The sequence below is a fragment of the Methanobrevibacter boviskoreani JH1 genome (assembly GCF_000320505.1).
GTDB lineage: Archaea > Methanobacteriota > Methanobacteria > Methanobacteriales > Methanobacteriaceae > Methanarmilla > Methanarmilla boviskoreani.
Genome location: NZ_BAGX02000021.1, coordinates 1 through 25407, shown reverse-complemented (window position 1 = coordinate 25407; position 25407 = coordinate 1). Strand labels below are relative to the sequence as shown.

The 25407-nt window shown below is 29.4% G+C and carries 18 protein-coding genes and 1 tRNA gene; 5 read left to right on the top strand and 14 right to left on the bottom strand.

The genetic code is table 11. From position 1 onward, the window contains the following. Window positions 1–159: 159 nt before the first annotated feature. The 6 genes from ON24_RS05850 to ON24_RS05825 all read right to left on the bottom strand — a co-directional run bounded on the left by ON24_RS05850 (window position 160) and on the right by ON24_RS05825 (window position 13821). Window positions 160–2799: a hypothetical protein gene (locus ON24_RS05850; protein WP_152411892.1), complete on the bottom strand. Its 2640-nt coding sequence runs from the start codon at window positions 2797–2799 to the stop codon at window positions 160–162. A gap of 88 nt (window positions 2800–2887) precedes the next feature. After that, complete coding sequence (locus ON24_RS08970) at window positions 2888–8983, bottom strand: DUF4011 domain-containing protein (RefSeq protein ID WP_050553574.1); 6096 nt, start codon at window positions 8981–8983, stop codon at window positions 2888–2890. Window positions 8984–9415: 432 nt separating this feature from the next. Further along, window positions 9416–10753 carry a single-stranded-DNA-specific exonuclease RecJ gene (locus ON24_RS05840; protein ID WP_081585245.1) on the bottom strand — a complete coding sequence of 446 codons (1338 nt, stop codon included), beginning with the start codon at window positions 10751–10753 and terminating at the stop codon, window positions 9416–9418. Further along, a complete protein-coding gene (locus ON24_RS05835) occupies window positions 10743–11141 on the bottom strand; it encodes a 30S ribosomal protein S15 (protein ID WP_040682266.1) in 399 nt (132 codons plus the stop codon). Before ON24_RS05835 ends, ON24_RS05840 begins: the two co-directional genes overlap by 11 nt. A gap of 340 nt (window positions 11142–11481) precedes the next feature. Then, the gene (locus ON24_RS05830) at window positions 11482–12039 is read right to left on the bottom strand and encodes an XTP/dITP diphosphatase (RefSeq protein WP_040682265.1); all 558 of its coding nucleotides are present in this window, start codon (window positions 12037–12039) and stop codon (window positions 11482–11484) included. Window positions 12040–12171: 132 nt separating this feature from the next. Further along, the gene (locus ON24_RS05825; protein ID WP_040682264.1) at window positions 12172–13821 is read right to left on the bottom strand and encodes a bifunctional N(6)-L-threonylcarbamoyladenine synthase/serine/threonine protein kinase; all 1650 of its coding nucleotides are present in this window, start codon (window positions 13819–13821) and stop codon (window positions 12172–12174) included. Between the two features lie 318 nt (window positions 13822–14139). Here ON24_RS05825 and cobT point away from each other — a divergent pair, with 318 nt between their 5' ends. After that, complete coding sequence (gene cobT / locus ON24_RS05820) at window positions 14140–15201, top strand: nicotinate mononucleotide-dependent phosphoribosyltransferase CobT (RefSeq protein WP_040682263.1); 1062 nt, start codon at window positions 14140–14142, stop codon at window positions 15199–15201. A gap of 198 nt (window positions 15202–15399) precedes the next feature. Here cobT and ON24_RS05815 read toward each other — a convergent pair whose 3' ends face one another. The 5 genes from ON24_RS05815 to ON24_RS05795 all read right to left on the bottom strand — a co-directional run bounded on the left by ON24_RS05815 (window position 15400) and on the right by ON24_RS05795 (window position 19485). Beyond that, on the bottom strand, window positions 15400–15738 hold the full coding sequence (locus ON24_RS05815; protein WP_201415763.1) for a YnfA family protein: 339 nt from the start codon (window positions 15736–15738) through the stop codon (window positions 15400–15402). An 843-nt stretch (window positions 15739–16581) separates the two neighbouring features. Continuing rightward, window positions 16582–17304 carry a DUF4013 domain-containing protein gene (locus ON24_RS05810; protein WP_040682262.1) on the bottom strand — a complete coding sequence of 241 codons (723 nt, stop codon included), beginning with the start codon at window positions 17302–17304 and terminating at the stop codon, window positions 16582–16584. A 26-nt stretch (window positions 17305–17330) separates the two neighbouring features. Next, entirely contained in the window at window positions 17331–17528 is a 198-nt protein-coding gene (locus tag ON24_RS05805; protein WP_016357698.1) for a helix-turn-helix transcriptional regulator, read from the bottom strand. A 44-nt stretch (window positions 17529–17572) separates the two neighbouring features. Continuing rightward, window positions 17573–18403, bottom strand: a complete 831-nt coding sequence (locus ON24_RS05800) for an undecaprenyl-diphosphate phosphatase (protein ID WP_040682261.1) — start codon at window positions 18401–18403, stop codon at window positions 17573–17575. Window positions 18404–18561: 158 nt separating this feature from the next. Further along, window positions 18562–19485 carry a branched-chain amino acid transaminase gene (locus ON24_RS05795; protein ID WP_016357696.1) on the bottom strand — a complete coding sequence of 308 codons (924 nt, stop codon included), beginning with the start codon at window positions 19483–19485 and terminating at the stop codon, window positions 18562–18564. Between the two features lie 306 nt (window positions 19486–19791). Here ON24_RS05795 and ON24_RS05790 point away from each other — a divergent pair. Continuing rightward, window positions 19792–19863, top strand: a tRNA-Val gene (locus ON24_RS05790). Window positions 19864–20219: 356 nt separating this feature from the next. Here the strand turns inward: ON24_RS05790 and ON24_RS09545 are convergent. Next, window positions 20220–21284 carry a restriction endonuclease gene (locus tag ON24_RS09545; RefSeq protein ID WP_040682305.1) on the bottom strand — a complete coding sequence of 355 codons (1065 nt, stop codon included), beginning with the start codon at window positions 21282–21284 and terminating at the stop codon, window positions 20220–20222. Window positions 21285–21609: 325 nt separating this feature from the next. Between ON24_RS09545 and surE the strand changes: the two genes are divergently transcribed. Beyond that, window positions 21610–22404, top strand: coding sequence for a 5'/3'-nucleotidase SurE (gene surE, locus ON24_RS05780; protein ID WP_016357694.1), 795 nt, complete (start codon window positions 21610–21612; stop codon window positions 22402–22404). Window positions 22405–22738: 334 nt separating this feature from the next. Here the strand turns inward: surE and ON24_RS09420 are convergent, their stop codons facing one another. Next, window positions 22739–22885, bottom strand: a complete 147-nt coding sequence (locus ON24_RS09420; RefSeq protein WP_016357693.1) for a hypothetical protein — start codon at window positions 22883–22885, stop codon at window positions 22739–22741. Between the two features lie 252 nt (window positions 22886–23137). Between ON24_RS09420 and ON24_RS05775 the strand changes: the two genes are divergently transcribed. Next, window positions 23138–23341, top strand: a complete 204-nt coding sequence (locus ON24_RS05775; RefSeq protein ID WP_016357692.1) for an LSM domain-containing protein — start codon at window positions 23138–23140, stop codon at window positions 23339–23341. 381 nt (window positions 23342–23722) lie between these two features. Here ON24_RS05775 and ON24_RS05770 read toward each other — a convergent pair whose 3' ends face one another. Next, complete coding sequence (locus ON24_RS05770; protein WP_040682260.1) at window positions 23723–24727, bottom strand: methanogenesis marker 12 protein; 1005 nt, start codon at window positions 24725–24727, stop codon at window positions 23723–23725. A gap of 217 nt (window positions 24728–24944) precedes the next feature. On the opposite strand from ON24_RS05770, the gene ON24_RS05765 reads away from it, so the two are divergent. Then, window positions 24945–25328, top strand: coding sequence for a hypothetical protein (locus ON24_RS05765; protein WP_040682259.1), 384 nt, complete (start codon window positions 24945–24947; stop codon window positions 25326–25328). Window positions 25329–25407: the final 79 nt, after the last annotated feature.

The following is a 25407-nucleotide window of genomic DNA, read 5'->3' as shown; positions in this document are numbered from 1 at the left end:
TTTACTAAATATTGGTTTAAAAAGATTTAAAAAATTATTATTTAATAACCGTAATTTATGATTTTTATATTTTAAATCTTAACATAATTTATAAAAAAAAAGTAAAAAAAAGATGATTATAGAATATAATTTATTAAAAAATGTTAAACATGAAAAGAATTATAAATGAAATTTATAAGAGGCAATAAATCTTTTTTTAGAAGATTCATATAAATTACTACCCTTAAAAATAAAAATAATCTTATAATCTTTCTCAGGTAAATCCTCAGGAGGCACTAGATAAAATCCATCTTTATACTGACAAACTCCACTTGAAACTTTATTTGATAAACTAAAAATTTCAAAATAAACCTTTTCATTGATCAACTCTTTATTTCCAGCTAAAAGTTTGGTCTTGGAAATTAATTTTTTAGGAGTATTTTCAATTTTTACATTAAAACAAGTAGGTTTAAGACTTACTTCAATACATGATTCTAATGAAAAAGGATAATAAAAATCATTACCCCCAAATATAGTTTTAAATTTATATTTCCCAATTGGTAAGTTTAAGTTAGATGTGTAATATCCATTATCATACCGACATTTAAAAATTTTATCAATACCCTCAATACATATAGAAATGTCTACATCGACAATCTCATCATTGCTTTCATCAAATAATTTACATTTAAATAAACTATTTCCAACATAAACATGTTGAATATAGTCAGCTATGAATGAAATATTTGATTTAACAATTAAATCAGCATCCTTACTTGCACCTTCATATATATCATTACCTTTAAAATAAAATTTCAAATCATATTTGCCACCAGGCAAATCAATAGGAGGAATTGTATAAAACCCATCTAAATAATCACATAAACCATCGAATACCTCTTCTCCAAGTTTAAGTATTCTTACTCCAACATCACCATCTTCAATTTCTTCATTATCAGAAAAAAGTTTAGCTTTATAACCTAACTTATCATCATAATGATCCTCAACCAACTCCAAATATGTAGATTTAAGCTTAATTTCAATAGAAAAATTGATAATAAAAGGACTATACAGATGATCACCCTTAAACTTAGCAGTTACATCATATACTCCTGCAGGTAAATTTAAATCAACAGTGTAAAATCCTTTATCATATTGACATTCAAAAACTTTATCAATATTATTAATATAAAGAAAAACAGTTTTATCAATAATCTCCACAAATCTATCTTTATCTATTAATCTACATTTAAACTTAGAATCTCCAACTAAAAAGCTTTTTTTATCAATAACAATATCAGTTTTAGTTTTTTTAATCCATTTCAATCTTTTACTAGACATTTCATATTCACTATTTCCATTAAAACAAAAATCAACCTCGTATTTACCTCCTGAAAGATCAAGTTCAGGCATTACATAAAAGTTATTCACATAATTACAGAAGCCCTCAAAAACTTTTAAAGAGTCTTTAAAAATTTTAACAATAACCTCCTCATTAGGAATCTCTTTACCATCCGAAATAAGTTTAACCTTTAAATTTTCATCTTCTATTACAATGAAGTAAGTGGATTTAATCATTGAATTATTTTTAAGCTGATTTGGCCTAAAAGAAAAATTATGGATTTTATTAAAGGATTTATATTTTTTATTGCCATTAAAATAGAATGTAATATCATAATTTCCCCCAGGTAAACCTGAAACAAAAGCGGTATAGAAACCATTTTCATATTTACAAATGCCACTATGAATATTAGAATTTAATTCAGAAATATTAAAATTAATTTTTTCATTAGGGAGCTCCCCATCTTTTGAAAAGAGTTTAGTTTTAAATATCAAAGATTCTTGATTACGCTCTTCTATAATATCTGTAAAATAGGTAGGTATAAATTCAAAATTATTAATATGAATTCTTTTATTACATGGAGCATATAATTTATAACCTTTAAAATTAAAGTTAACAATACAATCTTTACCCTGTAAATCCATAACGGGAGTTATATAAAATCCCTTTTTATATTTACAAATACCACTATACAATTTATCATCATGTTCTGTAACAGAAAAATAAATTTTTTTATTTGAAAGTTCTTTATTTTCAAAAAAGAGTTTAATTTTATAAATTAATTTATCATGTCTATTTTCATATATAACCTCAAATCGAGTTGGTTTAAGAGTTACATCAATAGAAAAACTATTAAAAGATGGTTTATTTACATAATCACCATTGAATTTAACAATACAGTTATATGTTCCAATAGGTAAATCTAATGGAACTTCATAAAATCCTTTTTTATATTTACATTTAAATGTATCTTTTACACCATTAATAGAAAGAGAAACTTCCCCATCTTTAATTATATTGCCCTTATAGTTCAAAACTTTACATTTAAATTTAAACTTACCAAAAATAAAAGAGCAATTATCTACAATAATACGTGTGTCTGATTCAACAAAGTGACTAATTTTAGTCTGTGATCTTTTATATATCCCATCACCTTTAAAATAAAAAGTTACATTATAAACTCCAGGAGATAATTTAACAGATTTCGTATAATATCCATACTTGTAAGGACAAAAATCATTATAAAGGGTAATTTTATTTAAATGATTATCAATATCAATTCTTGAAATGTTAACATAAACTTCAGCATCAACAATTTCACCATAATCATGGAAAAGTTTAGCCTTAACAATCAAATCGTTATCTTTTATTTGTTTTTCTGCTCTAAAATAAGTAGATTTTAGTTTTTTCATGTTTTTATTTTTAGATTTATATAAATAATTTTTAGAAGTGTTTTGTGAACCCATAATCTCACTCAAATAATTCATTCCAGTCAATATTTTCTAATAATATAAATAAAGATACTTTGAAGAATACAATTTTTGAAATTAAAAAAAATGAAAAATATTAAATTTTATCTTCGTTCAATTTTAAATTACTGTTCTCATCCACAATTATGAAACCATCATTTAATAATGCATTAACACTTGATTCAAGTTTTTGAGACACCCTAGAAGTTAATCTCTTAAAACCTAAATTAATAGAACTTTCTTTAATTAAATCTTCCTTAGATAAAGCCAATTCTATTTTTAAAGTATAAATTATTGACAAAAGAACCTCTTTTGTATAAATCCTATCAATTTCAGGTTTATCTCTATTTCTAACTTTAATTTTACTTAAATCAAAATCTACACCATAATAAAAGTTAACATCTTTTTTAATCTCTTTTTTTGAAATTAAATTAGACAACACTAATGAAACCAAATTTTTAAATTTTTTTGTTGCCTTGTTTCCATTGAAAATTTTTATACGATCATAGATATCATCAATATGAACTGGCCCTTCAACCTTAACCATTCTTAAGATTGAATAATATAAATCAGTATCTAAACTGGAATCATATCTCCAATACGTGTATGGTACAAAGTAGGAATCTTCATCATCATTCAAATCATTATTAGGTTCAATAGTTACATTAATATCAAAATCTGGAGTTACTTCTTTTTTTGTATTAATTGTATTCTTGTTTTTATAAGCATATTCTACAGCATTTAATAACCTTTTTTTAGCAGAATCTCGTGCATGATACCAATCAGTTGACCATATTCTATATAATTTCCATCCTAAACCTTCCAAAACTTCTTGTCTCAATCTATCCCTATCTCTTGCAACTTTGGAAGAGTGATACATGGCACCATCACATTCAATTCCTAAAATATAATTGTCAGGATTATGATTATCAACAACAGCTAAATCAATTCTATAATTTGCACACCCTACTTGTTTTTCAACTTCATATCCATTATCAACTAAGAAGTCATATACTGATCTTTCAAAATCAGAATCAAAATCATTATCTAAGAGGTAACTTGATGGTAACTTACCTGTTTCAGCAAAATAGAGATAATCTTTAAAAATTTTAACTCCTTTAGAGCGTATTTTATCAACAGCCATATCAGAAGACTTGAAATTTGAGAAAATTACACATTGTTCCCTTGCCCTAGTTATAAGTACATTCAGCCTTCTTTCTCCACCATCTCTATTCAAAGGTCCAAAATTTAGTCTTAGTTGACCTAAACTATTTTTACCATAACCAACACTAATCAAAATAATATCCCTTTCATCACCTTGTATATTTTCTAGGTTTTTTACAAAAAATCCTTCCTTACCATCCTCATTAAAGTATTGTTCAAGTTCAGGATGTTGCTTGAGTTTGGTTTCTAATACATCCATAATAACCTGTTTCTGTTTAATACTAAAAGTTCCTATACCTAAACTCTTTGAATTACCATATTTTCTAAATGAATTAAATGCATATTCTACTACATCCTCAGCTTCTTTAATATTTTTTGATCCTTTCTCATAAACAGTATTTGGATTATACATAAATTTTAAGCCCAAATCATCTGAATTTTTAACAGGTGACGGAAATACATATAACTCATTGTTATAAAATGCATAATTTGAAAATTCAATTAAGGATTGATGTCTACTTCTATAATGCCATCTTAAAACCCTACGCTCAAAGGAATTTTCACACAAATGAAGAATACTCTCTAAATCTTTAACATTGTTGAGGTCCTCATCCTCATCATCAATATCCAATGAAGACTCAAAGAACCTTGTTGGTGGTAGCTGTTTAGTATCACCCATAACAATGTAATGTTTACCCCTCATCATTGCGCCAATTGCATCAGATACCTCAACTTGACTAGCTTCATCAAATATTACATAATCAAAGTAAGATTCAAAAATTTCAGGAGGCAAATATTGAGCAATAGATACTGGACTCATCATAAAACAAGGCTTAAGCAATATTATAGCATCAAGAGCATTTGAAAGTAATCGTCTAATAGACATTAAACATCTTTTTTTAGAAAATTGAAATTTTAAAATACCCATTGGAGAACTTTTAGACCATTTTCTATTAATGTTTGGTCTTTTATTAGCTAGAGCCTCTTTAACTCGATATCTATTTAATTTTAAAGTATTTTGATCTAATTCTTTAAATTTTTCAATTTCTTCCTCATGAGTTTTATAATTAAACTCTTCCAAACACTTCTCATCATCAAAAATATCTTTTAGAGCATTATTAGCAAAGTTAAAAAGAAATATACTTTCAAACATGTCAGATTTTATTTTATCTTCTTTAATAATATTAATTAAATTCTCAGTGAATTTATTAGAATATTTATTACAACAATCAACAAACAATTTTAACGGATGTAATTCATCTACATTATTACGTAATGTCACAATTAATTTATTAAAATCATTAAGATCAACCAAATTCAAGTTTGAAACCTCTAATTTATTAGATAAATCTATCTTATCATTTATATTATTAAAATTTTTAAATATTTTAGATTTACATCTTTTAATTCCATCAATATTCTCATTTAAAATTGAAAAATCTCCATTATTAACAAAGTCCAAAGTTGTATCATTGAAAAATCCAGAGTTATAGTTATCATTAAATTCTTTGATTATTTTAAATTCTCTGAGCAAAGTTTCAGACGAAGATTTATAAGAATTCCATAAATCATTAAAATAATATTTACCTTTAGAATCATAAGATTTAATAGTATCTAACAAGTAATTAGCTTCAATTAAGGTATTATGTTTAGAATTAAAAACATTACCAATAATCTTAAACTGATAATCCTCCAAACTATCCCTAATACCCTCCAACTCAGAAACACAAGAAGAATTCTCATCAACAATATGATTCAACAAGTTTTTAAGACAAACCAAACGATTAAATTTACAATTAAAAACATTACCAATAATCTTAAACTGATAATCCTCCAAACTATCCCTAATACCCTCCAACTCAGAAACACAAGAAGAATTTTCAGTGTAAATTTTGTTTAAAAATTCACTAGCCTCGGAAATACTGTTTAAATCATTGATTAAAGATTCGACATTAGTATTAATTTTGTAGTTAGATAATTTTTTAATAATATTTTCTAAATTTTTAAACCATTTTAACAAATTCTCAGATTCAACAACAATTTTATTATCATCAATATTAGATTTAGCATAAGCTAAAATTTTATCCCTTAAAACAGTTAATTTTTGGTTTAATGATAATAAAGTACCTAAATCCTCAACAATTTTATCATCAGAGACTTCCTCAATATAATATCCATGAAATTGTTTTGAAATCTCTTTAAAATTACTGTTAAACTTTCTTTTAATTAAAGAATCTTTACCTTCCTGAAAATATTTAAATTTACCACGGATGTTAGAATCTTTTAATAGAGGGTATAAATTAGAACTTTCAATTGATTCTTTATTCTCTTTAAAGTTAGAAACTAATTCTTCGAAGTCATTGATGTCTGTAATTTTAGTATAATCTAAATATAAACCATCTAAATCATTTAATAAATTTTCTGCATTTATTTTCATTGAATTTAAATTTAATCTTAATACATCCTTATCAATACCCTTAGTTCTTATTTGGAACTTATCAATATCCTTTAACAAACTATCAAAAGATCCAGATTTAAAAGCATCAAAACGACCAACAATACCATCAAACACATCACAATCAACAAAATAAAAATCAAATCCAGAACCAAGAACACCAGACAAATCATCAACACTAGACCTTAAACCATCCAAATCAACATCCAAACCAAAACTATCCAAATCCAAACCCTTAGACTTAACACAAAAATCTGAAATCCTATCAACAACAGAAACTAAATCATCCTCACCATCTAACAACCTATAATCAGAAACACAACTATCAAAATCACCAATATCAAAAGAATCAGAACTAAAAGAATCAGCCTCATCAATCAAAGAACCAATATCATCAACAAGACCCTCAGAACCAACATCCAAACCAAAAACACCAACATCAGACTGAAACTTACCAATATCCTCTAATAAACTCTCAAAAAATCCAGATTTAAAAGCATCAAAACGACCAACAATACCATCAAACACATCACAATCAACAAAATAAAAATCAAATCCAGAACCAAGAACACCAGACAAATCATCAACACTAGACCTTAAACCATCCAAATCAACATCCAAACCAAAACTATCCAAATCCAAACCCTTAGACTTAACACAAAAATCTGAAATCCTATCAACAACAGAAACTAAATCATCCTCACCATCTAACAACCTATAATCAGAAACACAACTATCAAAATCACCAATATCAAAAGAATCAGAACTAAAAGAATCAGCCTCATCAATCAAAGAACCAATATCATCAACAAGACCCTCAGAACCAACATCCAAACCAAAAACACCAACATCAGACTGAAACTTACCAATATCATGGATAATTTCTGGTAAATACTCATCTTCAATTAATTTTAAATTAGGTTTAAGAAGTTCTATTTTTGCAATAGAATTATCGATATCAAAATTTTCAAACTTAGTTATCCCTATTAAATTATGAAGGTTTTCACTGAATTCACTGAATTTATTAGAATAATTAATTAATGATTCGAGATTTTGACCAATTTCATGATAATCAGATGAATTCAATTCCCTAAAATTAGTATCTAACCACAAATTATTATGATATGGACTTATTTGGTCATAATTTATTTTGATTTCATTTAAATTTTCAACAATAATCTCACGATCTTCTTTAGTTAAATTAGAAACAGAACCAACATCAAATCGATATTTTTCCTGATTATTTTTGTCTAGTTTTTGATTATTTAATTCCAACATACCCATTAATTCATAGTAAGTTAAACCAGTTTTTCCATAAGAAGAGTGTAAGATGTTTACATAATTATTTAAATCTGTTTTAACCTCATCTACCTTATTAAAAATAGATTTATCATTAATTTTGACTGAATCAAGCTTAGTAACCCTCTCTAACTCATTCAAAAAATCTTTTTTATTAGTATTTCTTCCATAAAGCTCTAAACAACCATCACCTAAACCTATAGAATCTAATTTAGATTTAACAACCTCTAATGCTGCTTTTTTCTCACTTACAAAAAGAATTTTTTTATCATTTGCCATTAATTCTGCAATAATATTTACAATAGTTTGAGATTTACCAGTACCAGGAGGTCCCTCAACAACTAAATTTTTATTACCCTCTGTTACTTCTTTTAAAACTGAAATTTGAGATGAATCAGCATCAACAACATTAAAAATATCAGATGATTTCATTAAGCTTACTTCTTCCTCATAATCATAACCATAATCTTCAAAATCCCTATCTGATTCATCAACTTCAAATAATGTTTTTATAGAATTATTTTTAATATTACCCCATCGACTTAAATCCAAATCTTTATACATTACAAACTTTTTAAAATCAAAATTATCCAAATAAATATCATTTACAATTCTCCAGTTAGAAGTTTTAGAGTTAATAATATCTTGAATAGATTTTAAATAATTGTTTAATTCATCCTTAGACTCCAAATCATCAAAAGAAGGTAAATCTATACCTTGATCTTTAAGTTTAACCTCTAATGAAATATTATACTTAACCTCTTCTGAGTTCCAGGAAACTCTATACGGGGAGGATACAGAATCCCTTTTGATTTGTAAAGGAATTAAAATAAGAGGTGCTTTGTATTTACTTTCTTGATAACTAACATCAGTCCATTCTAAAAAACCAAGAGCAAGATAAAGGTTATTATAACCCCTTTCCTCGATGGAAGTTTTACTGCCATCATATAATCTAGACAGTTTTTTTCTAAGTTCATCCTTATCATAATCTGTTTGTAAGTATAAATCTTTATGAGATTCTTTAATAAATGAATTGATTTCCCATGTATCATCTACTGAAAAATCATCATCAATATTAGAATTAGACAAAAATTCCATTGTTTTTTCATTAGTAACTAATATACCATATAATTCAGCTATATTCTCATCAACAACTTTAATAGATTTTTTACGTGGTCTAAAATTTAATAAGTTGTTTCTTAAATTCATATCTAATAAATTAGTTCTTAATGATTCAATCTGTTTTTTTATGTCTACAATATCATTAACTTCCAAAAGCATCCCCCTCATATTTGTAATTTTTAATAATAAAGGTTAAGTTTTAAAAATGTAAGGTTTTATACTTATAATCTATGTTAATTAATATTTTAAATTTTCTAATAAAAAAAATAAAAAAATAAGGAACTATTTAAATTATTAAATGTAATATCTTGTTTAAAATCAACAATTTTAAAAATAAATTGCAATTAAAAATCTAAAACTATTCCATCTACAAATTATACTTTTATTATCAAATCAAAGTAAAACAAGTATTTAAAAAGCTTTTTAAGAAACAAATATAATTCTTAAAATAAATTAAATATAATATAAATCCACATTTTATAAAAATAGACAAATAATTAAATTAAAATAAATATTGTTTAATTTATAAAATTAAATAATATTCAAAAATAAAAAAAAGTAGAGTAGTTAAATAGAATTAACTATTTAACTATTGTTTTCAAGTTGATAGGCTATGGCCTGATCAACCAGATGTAAGAATTCGTCTTTAGCCCCATATGGAATCATGGCACCGGCTGCTATATCATGACCTCCGCCCTGGCCACCAAAGTTGGAGGAACATTCGTTAAGTGCCTTACCAAGATTGACACCACGTTCAATCATTGGCCTTAAGGTTCTGCCTGAGACCTTTATGTCCTTATGCAATCTGGACAGGCCCAGTACAGGCTTGTTCTCGTCAAAAAGACCAACGGTCAGGCCTACACTTGCGATGGTTCCCATGACTTTCTTAATGATTTGGTCTTCACTATAGAGATATTGAATAGTGTTAAGCTGTACAGCTCCCTCTTTTTTAACCCATTCCATACCTTTAATAAGTTGAGATCTGTAATTGTTTCTAAGTTTCAGTGCAGTGTAAAGTGCCTCTCCACGTTCACCTAAGGCTAAACTTAAACCCAGACCATATTTTTTGTTTTTTCCACATGCATCAAGAATATCCGAGAAGTCCTCTAAATCCTGTAGGTAGGATATCTCCTTAGGAGCAGTGTATACCTCAGATAGGATTTTAGGATTGATCTGGATTAAGGCATCCTTTAAGAGGTCCTGTTCCTCACCACTTAAATCAGTGAACTTAATTCCATAGGACAATCCTAACTGTTCCAAGAACTGTTGAGAACCTTCAAGATCCCCTGTCAAGCCTGGAAGAGCAGGTTTAAAAGTGTATGCCAATGATTTATAAACTGCCTCTGTTGATTTTGATGCAATCTTAAGTCCTTCATGTATCTCCACAGTACCGGACTCAATAGCATCCTGTAGAATCAATTTATTCATGCCCATAAATCCATCTTCACCTTGCATGTCACCGAATGCGCCTACAAGTGCAAGGTATGCAAGATGCTTCTTATCCAAATCACGTATGCAGAGATAAGTGGAACCTGCCCCACTTAGCTCCCTGCTTCCGTCCACACCGAATAGATGGGGATTCACATGAACAATATTGTCTCCAGTCTCAACATCTGCAGGTTGATGATGGTCTGCAATAATAATGTCTGCCTTAAAAGAGTTTAGTGGTTTTAGACATGCGCTTCCCATATCACAGAATACGAAAAGCTCATAGTTTTCCTTTTTCAAATCATTGATAACATCCATCTGAAGTCTGGAAACTATGGTAACATGAAACTGACCACCTTCTTCCTTAATGGCATTAGTTATTACACCAGCAGCAGATAAACCATCAGCATCATTGTGTGAAATAACCCTTATAACATGGCCTTCATCAATATGCTTCTTAAGCATATTGCAAGCTTCAGCAGATCTATTTAACAAGGAGTGCTGCTTGTGTTGGGTCATATCTCCAGCCTTCAGGTAATTGACCATCTCTTACGTAATATTTACCTAATCTTCTGATTCTTGATTCAACGATTATTAATCCTCTTTTACTGTGTAAATCCTTAGGGTTTTCTGCCATGTGATCTCTAATGTTAACTGCTCTTCTGATTAAGTTCATTAAGTCTTCTGGATAGTCACCAAATTCATCGTTTCTTTTTAGGATTTCGGTGATTTTAAATCCGGTAACTTCCTTAACACTAGGAACTCCATATTGGTCCCTTAAGATAATACCTATTTCACTGGAGGAGTTACCTTCCTTGTGTAATTTTACGATTAAATCTTCGATTTCTTCATCAGAATACATTACCCATTCAGGTCTTGCCATAATAATACCTCATATAATTTTTTTAAATTGTAAGTTTTTTTAATGTAAATAAAATTAAGAAATAATTAGACATTAATCTTTCAATAATTTGCCCAATGATTAAAGATCTAATAAATAGATTAATTCATAACTACAATAGCAAATAGACATGTAAAACGATATACATTCTGAAATAGCTAAATATTCAAATAGTATTTTACTGGTTAAAAAAAATATTGAACTAACTAAAGTGTCTACTACAATAATATCAAAACATAGTATTCACTAATAAGTTTTAAAATATTAATTCATAACAGAATTTACTCATCAAATTCACTGAAATATCATACTCAATAAGCATTTACTCATCAAATTCACTGGAATACCATTGAATAAATTTAGTTAAAGAATTTCTTCTATGAGAAAACTTGTTCTTCTCCTCGGTTGTAAGTTCACCGAATGTCTTGCCTTCGGATTCCACATAAAAAATTGGATCAAAGGCAAAACCTAAGTTTCCTCTTTCTTCTGTTGAGATTAAACCATCGACTTTGCCTAAAAAGATCTTGGGCTCAGAATTGGGGGTACAAAACCCAATAACTGACCTGAATTCGGCAGTTCTATCGTCGACGTCCTCCATTAATTTTAGGATTCCCTTATTTCCTAATGTGTCCTGAACATAATGTGAATATGTTCCCGGAAATCCGTTAAGTCCATTAATGAAAAGACCAGCATCTTCAACAATCACAGATTTACCTAATTCTCGACTGGCATATTTTGCACCGAAAAGAGCCACTTCCCCAAGTGTTCCCTGAGGTTCCATGTACCCTAAATCAATATGCTCAAGTTCGATATTATAATTTTTAAATATATTCTCTGCTTCTATAACTTTATGTTTATTCCCAGTAATAAATGTTATCATAAAACCACTTCGTTTTCATATAAATTCTGAAATTGAAAAAAATAAAAAATTGAATTTTTAAATAATAATAGCTAAAACTTAATAGTTGGACATTGATTTAAAAATTAAAGAAATCAATACCTAGATAAAATGTTAATGTGTATAACGACCTCTATGTTCGATTTCCTCGATTTTGTCCCTAATATCGTCTGAGTTATCTGAGTATTCAAGGTATGACTCTAGAATCCAGTTAAAGGTTTCAAGTGCCACATCGTAGTCAACACTTTTTATTGATTTTTTAAGTACAAGCAGATCATCGGCTTTATCCTCTATAAGGTTTGAATAATATGACAATCCAAAGTCAATGAAAACCAGTTGGTTGTTATTGTCAATCAACATGTTGGAGGTTGTTAAATCCCCATGGATAATATCAAGCTCATGGATATCTGCAATATATTCACCTATCCTATATGACAGCTCCTTCCTCGCATCATCTGTAACATCATCGATTATGTCCTTAACAATCCTACCCTCAATCTTTGACATTGTAATGGATTTGTCCACAAGGTCGATGTCATATAGAATCGGGGTTATAATACCTGAGGCCTTTGCATGTGACAATATCTTTGCCTCTGACTTTGTTCTGAGTTTTCTGATTTTGTTATCAATCTCTGGAATCCTATATGCCTTCGGAAGTCTTTTCTTAACCACCACATCTATAGGATCAAATCCCTCAAAACCGTCGAACCACTGCGATTTTACAATGTCAGATTCCGCACCCTTTGCAAGTAAGTTATCAGGTAAGCTGATTCTATTGTTAATGTCCTTTACCCATGGAACATCCACCTCATCGGTCCTGTACCTTTGGATGACATTGGTGTCCCCCATCCTCATGGTTCCATAGTATTTGCTTGTCAGAAGTCCGAGCCATGCAATCATCGCACCATTATCACCACAGTATTTCATGTCAGGCATATAGAACCGTGCATAGTGCTGCTTTGCCATTGTATCCAACATCTCACGTAGGTGTGAATTTGCAGCTACACCTCCACACAGCAATACCTCATCCCTTTCCGTATGTGATAGCGCCCGTTCTGTAACCTCAACAAGCATTGAAAAGGCAGTCTCCTGCAGGGAGTAACATACATCCTCAATGGCTGCACCGTTTTTATATGCCCGAAGTGATGCGCTTAAAAGACCTGAAAAGGAGAAGTCCATTCCTTTAACCGTATATGGAAGTGGAATATATGAACCTTTCTTTGCAAGTTTTTCAATTACAGGTCCACCAGGATGTCCCAGTCCTGTTTCACGTCCAAAATGATCGAGACAATTTCCAACTGCAATATCCAATGTCTCTCCAAATATTCTGTATCGTCCTGACTCATATGCGATTACCTGGCTGTTACCACCACTGACATACAAGGTTACAGGGTTTGTCGCATCGGTTGTAAGTTTTCCAATCTCAATATGTCCTATACAATGGTTAACCCCAATGATAGGTTTGTTGATTGACAGTGCCAAGGTTCTTGCAGAGGTTGCAACTATTCTAAGTGCAGGTCCAAGACCAGGACCTCTGGAAAATGACACAAGGTCTATATCATCAAAGCCTAGACCTGCCTCATCTAAAGCCTGGGGTATTAATTTTGGAATCCAGTATGCATGATGCTCTGCCGCTTCACGTGGATGGATTCCCCCTTCCTCCGGATATAACTGATTACCACAAATAGCCAATATTTCTCCATCACTGTTGACTATTCCTACACCTGTTTTCTCTGCGGTTCCTTCAATTCCTAAAGATATCAACTAAGAGTCTCCTTATAAAGATAATGATTATAAAATAAAAATGATTGTAAATTAAAAAATACTTAAATTAAATCAAATAAGCTTAATAAAAACTTAATTAAAGGTTAATTTATAAAAGTATTATTCAACCAAACAAAAGTCCAATTACTTTTAGAATACTAGTTTATAAAATTGCTATTCAACCAAACAAAAGTCCAATAACTTTTGAAATACTATTTTATAAAAGTATTATTTGCTTTATAATATTGATTATTATACTTATATATAATTTTCATACTATAAGAAATTTTTAAAAAAAGGATATAGATAAGTGATATAATGGTAGATGGTCTTAAAACCTATGGAAACGAAGAAATAAACAAGAAATTTGAAGGAAAAACACCTGTTTTTATATGCACAATAGCTACAACCGACACATCAAAGATACATGGAATCAGCGGTGCTGGAGCTAGTGAGGAACTTAACATGTATACCCCTGCAGCAGATGTTGAGATAATGAAATATGGGGCACCCCACTGTATGGAAGAGATTCCGGAAACAGTCTCCGAGGGAGAGGCGGCACCTACACCTTCAATGCTTACAAAGGCATGCCTCGATTTAACCGGATGTGACCTTGAGGTAGTGGATGCAGGCTGTGAAATAAGACCAGACCTAGATTGTTATACCTTAAGCAATTCCCATGGAGGGGACATAAGCACTGGAAAGGCAGTTGAGAATCCTAAGGAAATATATGAAAAGGCCTTAGAGATTGGTAAAAAACTAAGTGAAAGATACGATTATCTTGTAATTGGTGAAAGTATTGCGGCAGGAACAACTACAGCCCTTGGAATCCTGAAAGCCTTAGGCTATGATGCGGAGTATAAGGTAAGTGGAAGTATGCCTTACAATCCACATGAGCTAAAACTTAAAACCGTAAATGAGGGTCTTGAAAAGGCGGGAATTAAACCTGGTGACGTGGAGGTATTTGATGCAATAGCTGCGGTAGGAGATCCCATGATGCCTGCAGTTGCAGGTATGACAATTGGAAGCAGCAAACCTGTTGTACTTGCAAGTGGTACCCAGATGTCCGGAGTCTGTGCCGTTATAAAAGCCATCAAACCTGATTTTGACTTTACAAATGTCTGTATTGCAACAACCAAATTTGTTGCAAGGGACGAGACAGCAGATATCTTTGACATCACAAAACAGATTAGTGAGGACATTACCATAAATGCTGTAGATCCTAAATTCGAAACTGCAAACCATGGTGGTTTGAACAATTACCTTGAGGGATTTGTAAAGGAAGGTGCAGGTGCAGGTGGAGCAATGTTTATGGCTCTTATGGAAGGTAAAACTATTGATGAGGTACTTGACAGTATTGTTAAAACCTGCAGCAAATAAGAAAAGTATTTTTTAAAATTCAATTTTTAAATATTAATTAAATTACTATTTTTTTTAAAATTTTACATTATCTTGGCCAGTGAATACTTTTTTAAAGCTTTATTTTTCAAAATACTATTTTTCTAAAGTATTATGTTTATCTTAGCTAGTGTATACTCTTAAAAGCTTTATTTCTTAAATACTACTTTTTTTAAAAATCTATGCTGCCCTTGGCCAGTACATAATAATAAATACACCGACAAGTGCAATACACATACCGATTATATCGAACTCATCAGGTTTTACATGGTCTATCTTCCAGCCCCAAAGTACTGAAAGCGCAATGAATATTCCACCATATGCTGCATAAACCCTTCCAAAGTTTGCAGGTTGAAATGTTGGGACAATTCCATATAACACAAGCAGGATAGCACCTAAAACCGCAAAGGTAAATGGCCTGCCTTCCCTAAGCCAGGACCATATAAGATATCCTCCTCCAATCTCGAACAATCCTGCTACAATGAAAAAAATCAATGATTTTACAGTATCTATTAACATGTTTCACCAAACCTATTTTTTTAATATATTAGAAAACTACTACATTTCATTTAATTAAATAAACATCCATATGACTAAATTAAATCTTTATAACTAAATTATAACTGAATTAAATATATTTTAACAATCTAATGATATACTTGGATTCTAAATGAACATTATAATTTATTTATAAAGTTATAATATATAATTTTGGTTTACCTAAAAATAATAGGATTTTAAAAAATCTATTAGACACTAATTTTCCAAATGCCAAATGAATATAACTGATAAAAATCAGAGAAATGAAACCTACCAAATATCCAAATAATGAAATTGATAAAAATTTATAAAATAAGATTTATTAAAAATACCTAAAAAATAGAATCATAAAAAACCTATACGATAAAGAATCTATTAAATCAAAACTATAAGCAAATATTTTAATATATTTTATGTTACACTAATTTTAGAAAAAACTACTTTTAAAATAATGATATGGATTTATAAATAATAGTGTTTTGAGTTAACAATTGTATATGTAAATATATAGTTATTAAAGTTTTATGTAAAAAGGAACTATTACGAAAATAGAACAACTAAATTCTTTAAGATTTGAAATAATAATTGCCATGAAATATCAATAAGATTTAAAAAATAAACCAATTATCCCATAATAGATTAAAACACTGAAAATGGCTTTTATAATAAGTCATAAAAACGACAAATAGGATTAAATATAAAAAATAGCTTTTATAATAAAAAAAGTCCTGAAAACGATAGTCTTAAAATAATAAAAAAAGATTAAAATATGAAAAATAGTTAATATAGAGTTAAACTCTATATTACGCTCATATTAGACAATTATCTAATATTATATACCAAACCTATTGACCTGCTATCAAATATGGTTAGGAAAGGCTGTACAACTAAACTATTGAATAAAACAAATAGAAGTATAATAACCAAACCAATAACTGATACAGTATCAATACTTGCAAATATTCCTGATATTGAACCTACTCCTAAAAATATTAGAAAGATCAATAAGAGCACCGCAAATACAATAAGCTCTATTACTCCCTCAATGATTCTTAAACCTATATAGAATCCGAAGTATCTTAACCAGCCTATTGAAGACAAGGTATTAAAGATACCCTCAAAATCAAATGCAGATTTAAAAGAATCATTCTGTGCAATATTAGGAATTGCCACCATTGAAAACATGTCCAACACAATAAACAATATGACTGAGATAATGACGGCAAGAATCTTCACACCCATATTGTTAGTAAATTCTGAAGCCAGATAGAATATGACAACAGGAACAACAAGGTAGATTAACTTAACGACAATAACCTTTAACCCATCTATAAACATATCCTTCCAGTTACCAAACTTAGGTAAAGGCTCATCACCATTAATCATACCATTGGTAGCAACCTTGATGACCCTATAGGAATATCCCTCTATAAAGAAGATCGGAATAAATATAAAACTGAATAGGGTAAATATTCCTAACTTCAATATGGAATCAAAATCCTTAGAGGCATATTCCAAAGAATCCTTATAAATATCTAAAATCATTTTTATCCCCTTAAAAATGGAAAAAACTATTCGTCTATCTTAAAAACATCCTCAATATGTTCACATCCCAATACCTTAGAAATCTTATAAGCAACTAGAAGAGAGGGGTTATACCTATTGTTTTCTAACGCATTGATTGTCTGACGTGAAACACCAACCTGATCCGCTAAATCCTGTTGACTTAAATTTAATTCCTTTCTTAAAACCTTAATTTCTGTCTTCATGATAAAAACCAACAAAAATCTTTAGTTTTTTTAAAATTAAAAATTTAGAAGAAGAATAAACTTCCAACTAAAATTATTGCACCTACAATCCAACAGTAGTATGCGAATATGTCTAAGCTCTTCTCTTGTATCAACTTAAGCAATACTTTTATAGCAAATAAACCTGAGATAACAGCTGCTAAAAATCCTAATGTATAAGGTATTACATTAGTCGCAAATCCTGCACTAATACCATTCATTTCAACAAGTGCTGCTCCTAAGATTGCTGGAATTGATAAAATAAAACTGAATTTAGCTGCAAATTCTTTGTTTAATCCTGCAAGATAACCGAATGCAATTGTTGTACCTGATCTTGAAAGACCTGGTAGGATAGCACATGCCTGACCTATTCCCATAAATACGGAATCCTTTAAACTTAAGTTTTTAAGATTTACATCACCGTTAGTATGTCTTTCTGAGTAGTATAATAGGCAACCAGTGATTAATAAGAAGAATGCTGGAAATGTTACACCACTGAATAATGAACTTACTAAATCGTTAAATAATATTCCTACAATACCGACAGGAACACTTGCTGCAATTGTATACCATGCTAATTTTTTATATGGGTCTTCCTGAATACCCTCTCTGAATTGACCCCTAAATAAATCAGCAATACTTTTAAAGAATGCAATAATCATATTGATTATATCAGGTAAAAAGAATCCGACAACAGCGACCAATGTTCCTAAATGTAAAAGAACATCAAAAGATATATTATTGGAATTTAAACCAAAGAATGTCTGTGCAAATACAAGGTGTGCAGAACTACTGACCGGTAAAAACTCTGTTAATCCCTGAACGATTCCAATAATAATTGCAACTATAATATCCATAGATTAAAAATCCTCCTAGAAATTTCGATAAATAAAATAAAATTAAAAATGTAAAAAATATTTTACATTCTATAGTATATATTTATACTATTTATACTTTTTGAATATTAGAATTTAAATAAAAAAAAGAAAAAGATTGGATTAAATTATTGATAAATTTAATCTACAGGTGAAAACCATCCATATCTATCTTCAACTTCACCATTTACTATTTTAAAGAATTCCCTTTGAATCTTTTCAGTGACAGGTCCACGTTTACCCTCACCTACAATACGATGATCCATTGAACGGATTGGAGTAACCTCTGCAGCAGTTCCTGCAAAGAACATTTCATCTGCAATATATAATAAATCCCTTGGTAAAGGTAGGACATTTACCTCATAACCTAAATCTCCTGCAAGTTTAATTACAGAGTCCCTTGTAATACCTTTAAGTAATGAGCTTGATAATGTTGGGGTGTAAATCTTACCGTCTAAAACTAAGAATACATTTTCACCAGGACCTTCAGCAATATTACCATTTACGTCTAAAAGTAATCCTTCATCGAATCCGTTATCTTTAGCTTCCATGTTTGCAAGTTGGGATAACATATAGTTAGCTCCAGCTTTAGCAATATTTGGGAAAGTACTTACAGCAGGTTTTCTCCAGGAAGAGACACCAATGTTTACACCATTAGCCATACCTTCTTCACCTAAATATGCTCCCCATTCCCATACTGCAATAGCTACATTTACAGGACAATTTACTGGTGAGACACCTAACTCTTTATACCCCCTATATACAATAGGACGAATATAACATGCAGTTAAATTATTAGCTTTAATTGTTTCCTTAATAGCCTCACAGATTTCTTCTTGGGTAAATGGAATATCCATCTTATAGATTTTTGCAGAATCAAACAATCTTTTTACGTGATCCTCCAATCTAAAGATTTGAGCTTTACCGTCAATTTCATATGCTCTTATTCCTTCAAATACATCTGTTCCATAATTTACAACATGAGATAATACATGGATTTTAGCATCTTTCCAGTCAACTAATTCTCCATCCATCCAAATTTTTCCAGATTCATCAAATGCCATTTTATCCTTCCTTGTTTTCTTAAAAATTGATAAATACTTAGATATCTTCCAGATCTAACTCTAAGTCTTAAAATTATTAATAAAAATACATTTATGTAAAACACATTTTTAAGCCAGAAGATATTCTGAAAATTATTAAAATATAAGGATTTTCTTATAAATTGAATAATTTAAATTGGTATATTATTACATTTATATAATTTAATAATCATTATATTTATAATATTATAATTAGAATATATAATGAAACCAAAACATTTATATACTAGTAAGTGCAAACTATTGTATGTTGTATTATACTTTTATGGTTCCGTGGTCTAGAGGTATGATATCTCGCTTACAACGAGAGGATCACGAGTTCGAATCTCGTCGGAACCACTACTTTTTATTTTAAATTTTTTTTATGATTTCTATATTTTACATACTGATTTTAGGTCTGTTTTTTAAATTTTAATTGATTATAAGCTTTTTTTAAGGGTTATTGTCTACTTTTAGAGTTATTCCATTTGAGCTACTTTTTAATATTATAAATAAATTAATAAAATGATTAAATAAGTTAAAAATAGTGAAAATGCTAAATTAGATTAAAATAGTGAAAAAATAAATTTAAATCTTGAAATAAATTAAAAATAGTGAAAATAAATAAATAGCCTAAAAATAGTAAAATGATTAAAAATAGCCAAATAAAAAAAACATTGAAATGTTTTTTAATAAAAATGATTAGATTATGAAATCTAAATGAATATAATCAATATAATCAGTATTATCAATGAGACGAAGAAGACAATACTTCCCTTTATTAGAACAGATGCCCCATCCTTATCAACCAAGAACACCAATCCATAGGATAATATTAAAGAAGCGGCCATCTCGATTAGACCGATAATACCACTACTCATTCCGCCTAGAATAGCTAGAATATAGGTTAAGAGATATGATACAATTACAACCAATAATATTAAAACAATTGGATTGCCTAAAATAGGTGCCAAATCTGTGGTTTCCTTCTTACTTTCAACCTGATTAAGTTTAGAGGATAGGTTAATAGACCTTGATTGCCTTCTTTCAACATTCCTGTTTGGTCTTGTACTAGGAGCCCTGGAAGATCTTGCATTGTTATTGTTATTTCTAGGGGAACGTTTTAAAAATGATAATCTGGATTTTTTAGGTTCATTTCTCTTTTTTTCCTCTGTTTTATGTAGATTTCCCTTGGTGGAATTTGCATAAGAACTTGAATACATATCCGGTTGATAGTTGGCTAAGGCAACCTCCTCATAATATGCATCATCATAGACATCACCATCATTATAGTCGGAATAGGCGATGCTTGGATTTGCATCATAATCATCTACATATCCATTGTAGTATTGATCCTCATAATATTGGTCAGATGTGTCATCAACAACCTGTGTTTCATCATCAGTAGTATCAGGCTCTTTATTCTTCTTGGAATATTTCTTAGCAAGACTAATTAGATTATCCCTATCAACAAGCTTAATGTTTTTACGTGAGGCATAATTTCTAGCCTGGGGAGAAAAAGTAGAACTTGTAACAACAGCTACCTTGGAAGCTTTAAGACTTCTACCTACCATTTCCATTTCTTTAAGAATGTCAATTCCTACTTCCCATTCTTTGTCATAATTTTTACAAGCAACAACTACTCCAAAATCACCCATCTGGGTTGGAAGAACAGCATATATATCCACTACCTTTTGAGAAGTTTTAAAATTCTTATAAACTTTAAAACCTGATTCTTCCATGACTTTAGCAACAAAATTGACTAATTGAGGCTTTTCCACAATTTCACCTAATACCATTTTAAATAAAGCTTAAACTACCATAGTTTCTAAACCCTTTATGGTAATTATTAAAAAACTAAATCCTAATAAAAATATGTTTATATCTTTTTATATATCTTTTGATTTTAAAAAAATTCACTATATATAAAACAATTTTTTTATGGGATATGTAAAAAAAACAAATAGCCAAGTGAGATTTTAATGAAAATATAAAAGATATTGCAAATAAGCCCCGTTTCAGATTTGAAGTGGATATCCCAATTTAAAGATAAAATTTAGCCAAATATAAAAAAATATTTTTATAAGATTCTATCAATCTAAGTATATGAAGAAAATATTACTATGCAATGATGATGGAGTAAGTTCAAGTGGAATATTAGCGGCAGACAAGGCTGTATCTAGTTTAGGTGAAACAATAATCGTGGGACCTTCAACACAGCAAAGCGGCATCGGTCATGCGATAACCCTTTTTGAACCACTTAGAATTAAAAAACTGCCACTTAGAAATGGAAAAATAGGATATGCAGTATCAGGAACACCTACAGATGCTGCAATTATGGGTGTATTTCAGTTATGCGATGAGAAACCGGACCTATGTATTTCCGGAATCAATATTGGATATAATCTGGGAAAGTCAGAGCTTACAACCTCCGGAACACTGGGCGCCGCTATGGAAGTGGCATCATATGGAATACCAACCATTGCCGTATCCCAGACAGTGGACGACCAGTCTGCAAAATTTGAAAACGGAAGAATAAACATTGACTTTGATTTTGCAGTTAAAACACTTAATAAAGTTGCAGGATATGTTATGGAAAATGGTATGCCTGATGGCATTGACCTTCTAAACCTCAACATACCAACAAATCCCGTATCAGATGAAATCAATATTACAAGGTTAACCAATAGGATGTTCATACCTGAGGTGGAGACAAGATATGATCCACGTGGAAAGCCCTATTATTGGATTGACAGTACAATAACCGATAATGATAAAGAAGGTAGTGATGGATACTGCATTAAAAAAGAGCATAAGGTTTCACTTACACCTTTAAGTCTTGATTTAACATCAGATGTTAGTGAAACCAAAAAATGGGCAGATAAGATAAACAAAGATTAACTTAAACTGTGACTCATAGTAATATTTTTTAAATTAGTTATGGTAGTTAAGGTTAATACCTATTTGATACTTAGTATAAAAAAACATAAGAATCCGATATTAAATAAACAATCAAAAATAAGTAGATAATATAACAATTTGACATGAAAATAAACTAGTGGTAAAATAATTTAATAAAATTGATTCAAGTAAAACAAAAAATAGGAAAATACCATCTAAATAGCCAATAAAACAAGATAGCCAATACACAAATAAAAAATAGAAAAATACCGCCTATAACTAATAAAATAAGATAGCCAAATACACAAATAAAGAATTAAAAAATAAAATAGGTTTATTTTAAATTAAGATCTCTTAAAATAATATCTCTTTCTTTTCTTAATTCTTTCAATTTTTTCTCATCAGGATTTTCTTCTTTTTCTAATATTGCTATTGTATTTGAAATAGCTTGTAAATTACTTTCTGCTAAATTAACAGCCATATTAAACCCTCACTCATTTTATTAAAATTATAAATAAACATAGATAGATTCTAGAATTTTACTAAAATACAATAATAGGTTTAATAATCAATCTATTTAAATCTTATTTATAATACCATAATCAATTTAGAATCTATTTTAAAGTTGATATAGATTAATTATTAAAAAGATTTTTTAATAAAAATTTAAAAAAATCTATAAATAACAGTAATAACAAAAAATATATTAATACTCAATCAAGAGGAATAATATATGAACAATAAGGAATTTCAAGTAAACAAAGAATTTCTACAATTTAAAGGTAAAGACGTACTTGTAGAACTTAAAAACAATGAAGAATATGAAGGTAATGTAGTAACCATCGATAACTTCTTAAATACCGTCTTAAAATTAGAAGATGGAAACCTAAAAGTTATTAAAGGTGAAAAGATAGTTTTCATCTCAATAAAAGAATAAATTTACAATAATAATATACTAATTTTATAAAAAAATTAGTTAATTATTATAATCTTAACCAAATACTATTTTTAAAGTCAACATTAATTCAATGAAATAAAATCTGATTTAAAATACTGATTATACTACTTTTTAAAGATTTTATAAGATTTAAATTATCCAAAACATTAAGATACTATTTCTAAAAACTATATCAGTAATTAAAATAAGTTAAATAATAAAATACTAATTTTTAAAGATTAAAACTAATTGAATCTATAAAAGATAAAATTTAATCTAAAATATTAAAATAATAATTCTAAAAGTTTTTAAACAGATAAATCATTAGCTTATTGAATTTATCTATCTAATCTAAAAATAAAACATAAAGGATTTATAATTTTAATAATCAACATCAATACCTAAGATGTTTTTCTTACCATTATAGATATCACGTGCTATCTGAGCTGCTCCAATGGCTCCGGAATCAGCGGAGATTATTTTAATATCATACCTGTTCTTTAGATATTTATTCAATTTCTCCTCAAAATCAAAAGGCTCCTTCATAGAACCTAGGGAACCTGTTAGAACAATTCCGTCTATGTCATTATTAGAAATACCGATTAAACCAAATATTTCCATTGCAATCGTCATGACCATTGAGTCAACTGCAAGTACTGCCTTCTCCTCACCTTCCTCATATTGCTCCAAGAGATCTCTCTTCATATATGCAACCTTGTCATCGATTCCTGCAATCTTTACCGCACCTGCATGTGAGAAACATTCGTTGGCAGTTCTCTTTCCCTCATCGATATCCCTTATCATCTCAAGATCTATTGGTCCGTGAACAAATCCCATGGCACCTAAGCATGCGTCAATAGCTCCCCTTATCTTACCATCCTCCACAAGGATATCGACACTGTTAGAGCTTAAATCACAGACAATCATGTTCTTCAAGCCTGTTTCCTTAACTGCATTGTATACGATTGAAACCTTTTCAGGACTTGCCTGGTGGGAATAAGCCGCGTTAAACAGTTTATCAAGGGACGGGGAATTTTTGTGTAGACCTGGAATAAGTAATGCAGGAATATTTGACTTTTCAATCTCGGAATATACAGATGTGCCTCCACCTGTAACCTTACCTGCACCTTCCATAGACAATATTCCCCTATTTTTAACCTTGTCCATAGGGGTTATCTTATTTATTCCATCACCCATTGAATATGTGACAATCATTAATTTAATATCGTCCAAACTACAACGTTTTGAAATCTCCTCTATAGCACTAACCCTTCCTGCCTTAGTATCCTCACGTGACAATTCAAAGACATCTAAAACATTACCATCATCGTCTAGAAGGGCAAATGTTATACCTGTTGTTCCATGATCCATTCCTATAAATACCATAATCTCATCCTAAAAAAATAATAAAACTTATTTTAGTAAGCTGTATAAAAAATAAATCCTTTTAAAAATATTTAAAAAAAACTTAAAAATTCTATTATAATTAAATATAATTTTATAATAAATATAGGTATTGAATGAAAATTACTAAAAGTTTAATAATATTTAAGAATAAAGAATATATGTTAACTTAAACTAGTTAATTTTAAAGGGATTTAAAATGGTAAAAAAAAGTGCGAATATTAAAAATAATGAAGAGAAGAAAGGTCTTAGAGAGAATCTGAAATCAATGGACTCTAAGACTATTGTAAAAAATGCATCAATTATTATGATAATTGTGATTGCAACTGAGGTTGTTGCTACATATGCAACCAATGGACCAATAGGTGTTCAGAATATTATGAGAATACTTGCTATGGTTTTATCTTTAATTGTTGCACTAACAGGTTCACAGTTACCGGTTAGTAAACAAAGAATGGGCTTATATATTATGGCAGGTATATTAGCGATTATAAGCTTTGGACCAGTTGCAATAGTTATTGGTATCTTCTACATATACTCCGGATACAGGGTTAAAGGAGAAATGGAAGAGTTAGAAAATTAATTCTTAAATAAAACTTTTTTTATCATTTTTAAACTAAATTTTTAATACTATTTTTACAACCTTTGATTTTAGATTTTAA

Coding starts and splice junctions, on each gene's coding strand:
- ON24_RS05835 (WP_040682266.1), bottom strand. CDS start 11,141: ATGGCAAGACCTGAATGGGTAATGTATTCTGATGAAGAAATCGAAGAT.
- ON24_RS05830 (WP_040682265.1), bottom strand. CDS start 12,039: ATGATAACATTTATTACTGGGAATAAACATAAAGTTATAGAAGCAGAG.
- cobT (WP_040682263.1), top strand. CDS start 14,140: ATGGTAGATGGTCTTAAAACCTATGGAAACGAAGAAATAAACAAGAAA.
- ON24_RS05815 (WP_201415763.1), bottom strand. CDS start 15,738: ATGTTAATAGATACTGTAAAATCATTGATTTTTTTCATTGTAGCAGGA.
- ON24_RS05810 (WP_040682262.1), bottom strand. CDS start 17,304: ATGATTTTAGATATTTATAAGGATTCTTTGGAATATGCCTCTAAGGAT.
- ON24_RS05805 (WP_016357698.1), bottom strand. CDS start 17,528: ATGAAGACAGAAATTAAGGTTTTAAGAAAGGAATTAAATTTAAGTCAA.
- ON24_RS05800 (WP_040682261.1), bottom strand. CDS start 18,403: ATGGATATTATAGTTGCAATTATTATTGGAATCGTTCAGGGATTAACA.
- ON24_RS05795 (WP_016357696.1), bottom strand. CDS start 19,485: ATGGCATTTGATGAATCTGGAAAAATTTGGATGGATGGAGAATTAGTT.
- surE (WP_016357694.1), top strand. CDS start 21,610: ATGAAGAAAATATTACTATGCAATGATGATGGAGTAAGTTCAAGTGGA.
- ON24_RS09420 (WP_016357693.1), bottom strand. CDS start 22,885: ATGGCTGTTAATTTAGCAGAAAGTAATTTACAAGCTATTTCAAATACA.
- ON24_RS05775 (WP_016357692.1), top strand. CDS start 23,138: ATGAACAATAAGGAATTTCAAGTAAACAAAGAATTTCTACAATTTAAA.
- ON24_RS05770 (WP_040682260.1), bottom strand. CDS start 24,727: ATGGTATTTATAGGAATGGATCATGGAACAACAGGTATAACATTTGCC.
- ON24_RS05765 (WP_040682259.1), top strand. CDS start 24,945: ATGGTAAAAAAAAGTGCGAATATTAAAAATAATGAAGAGAAGAAAGGT.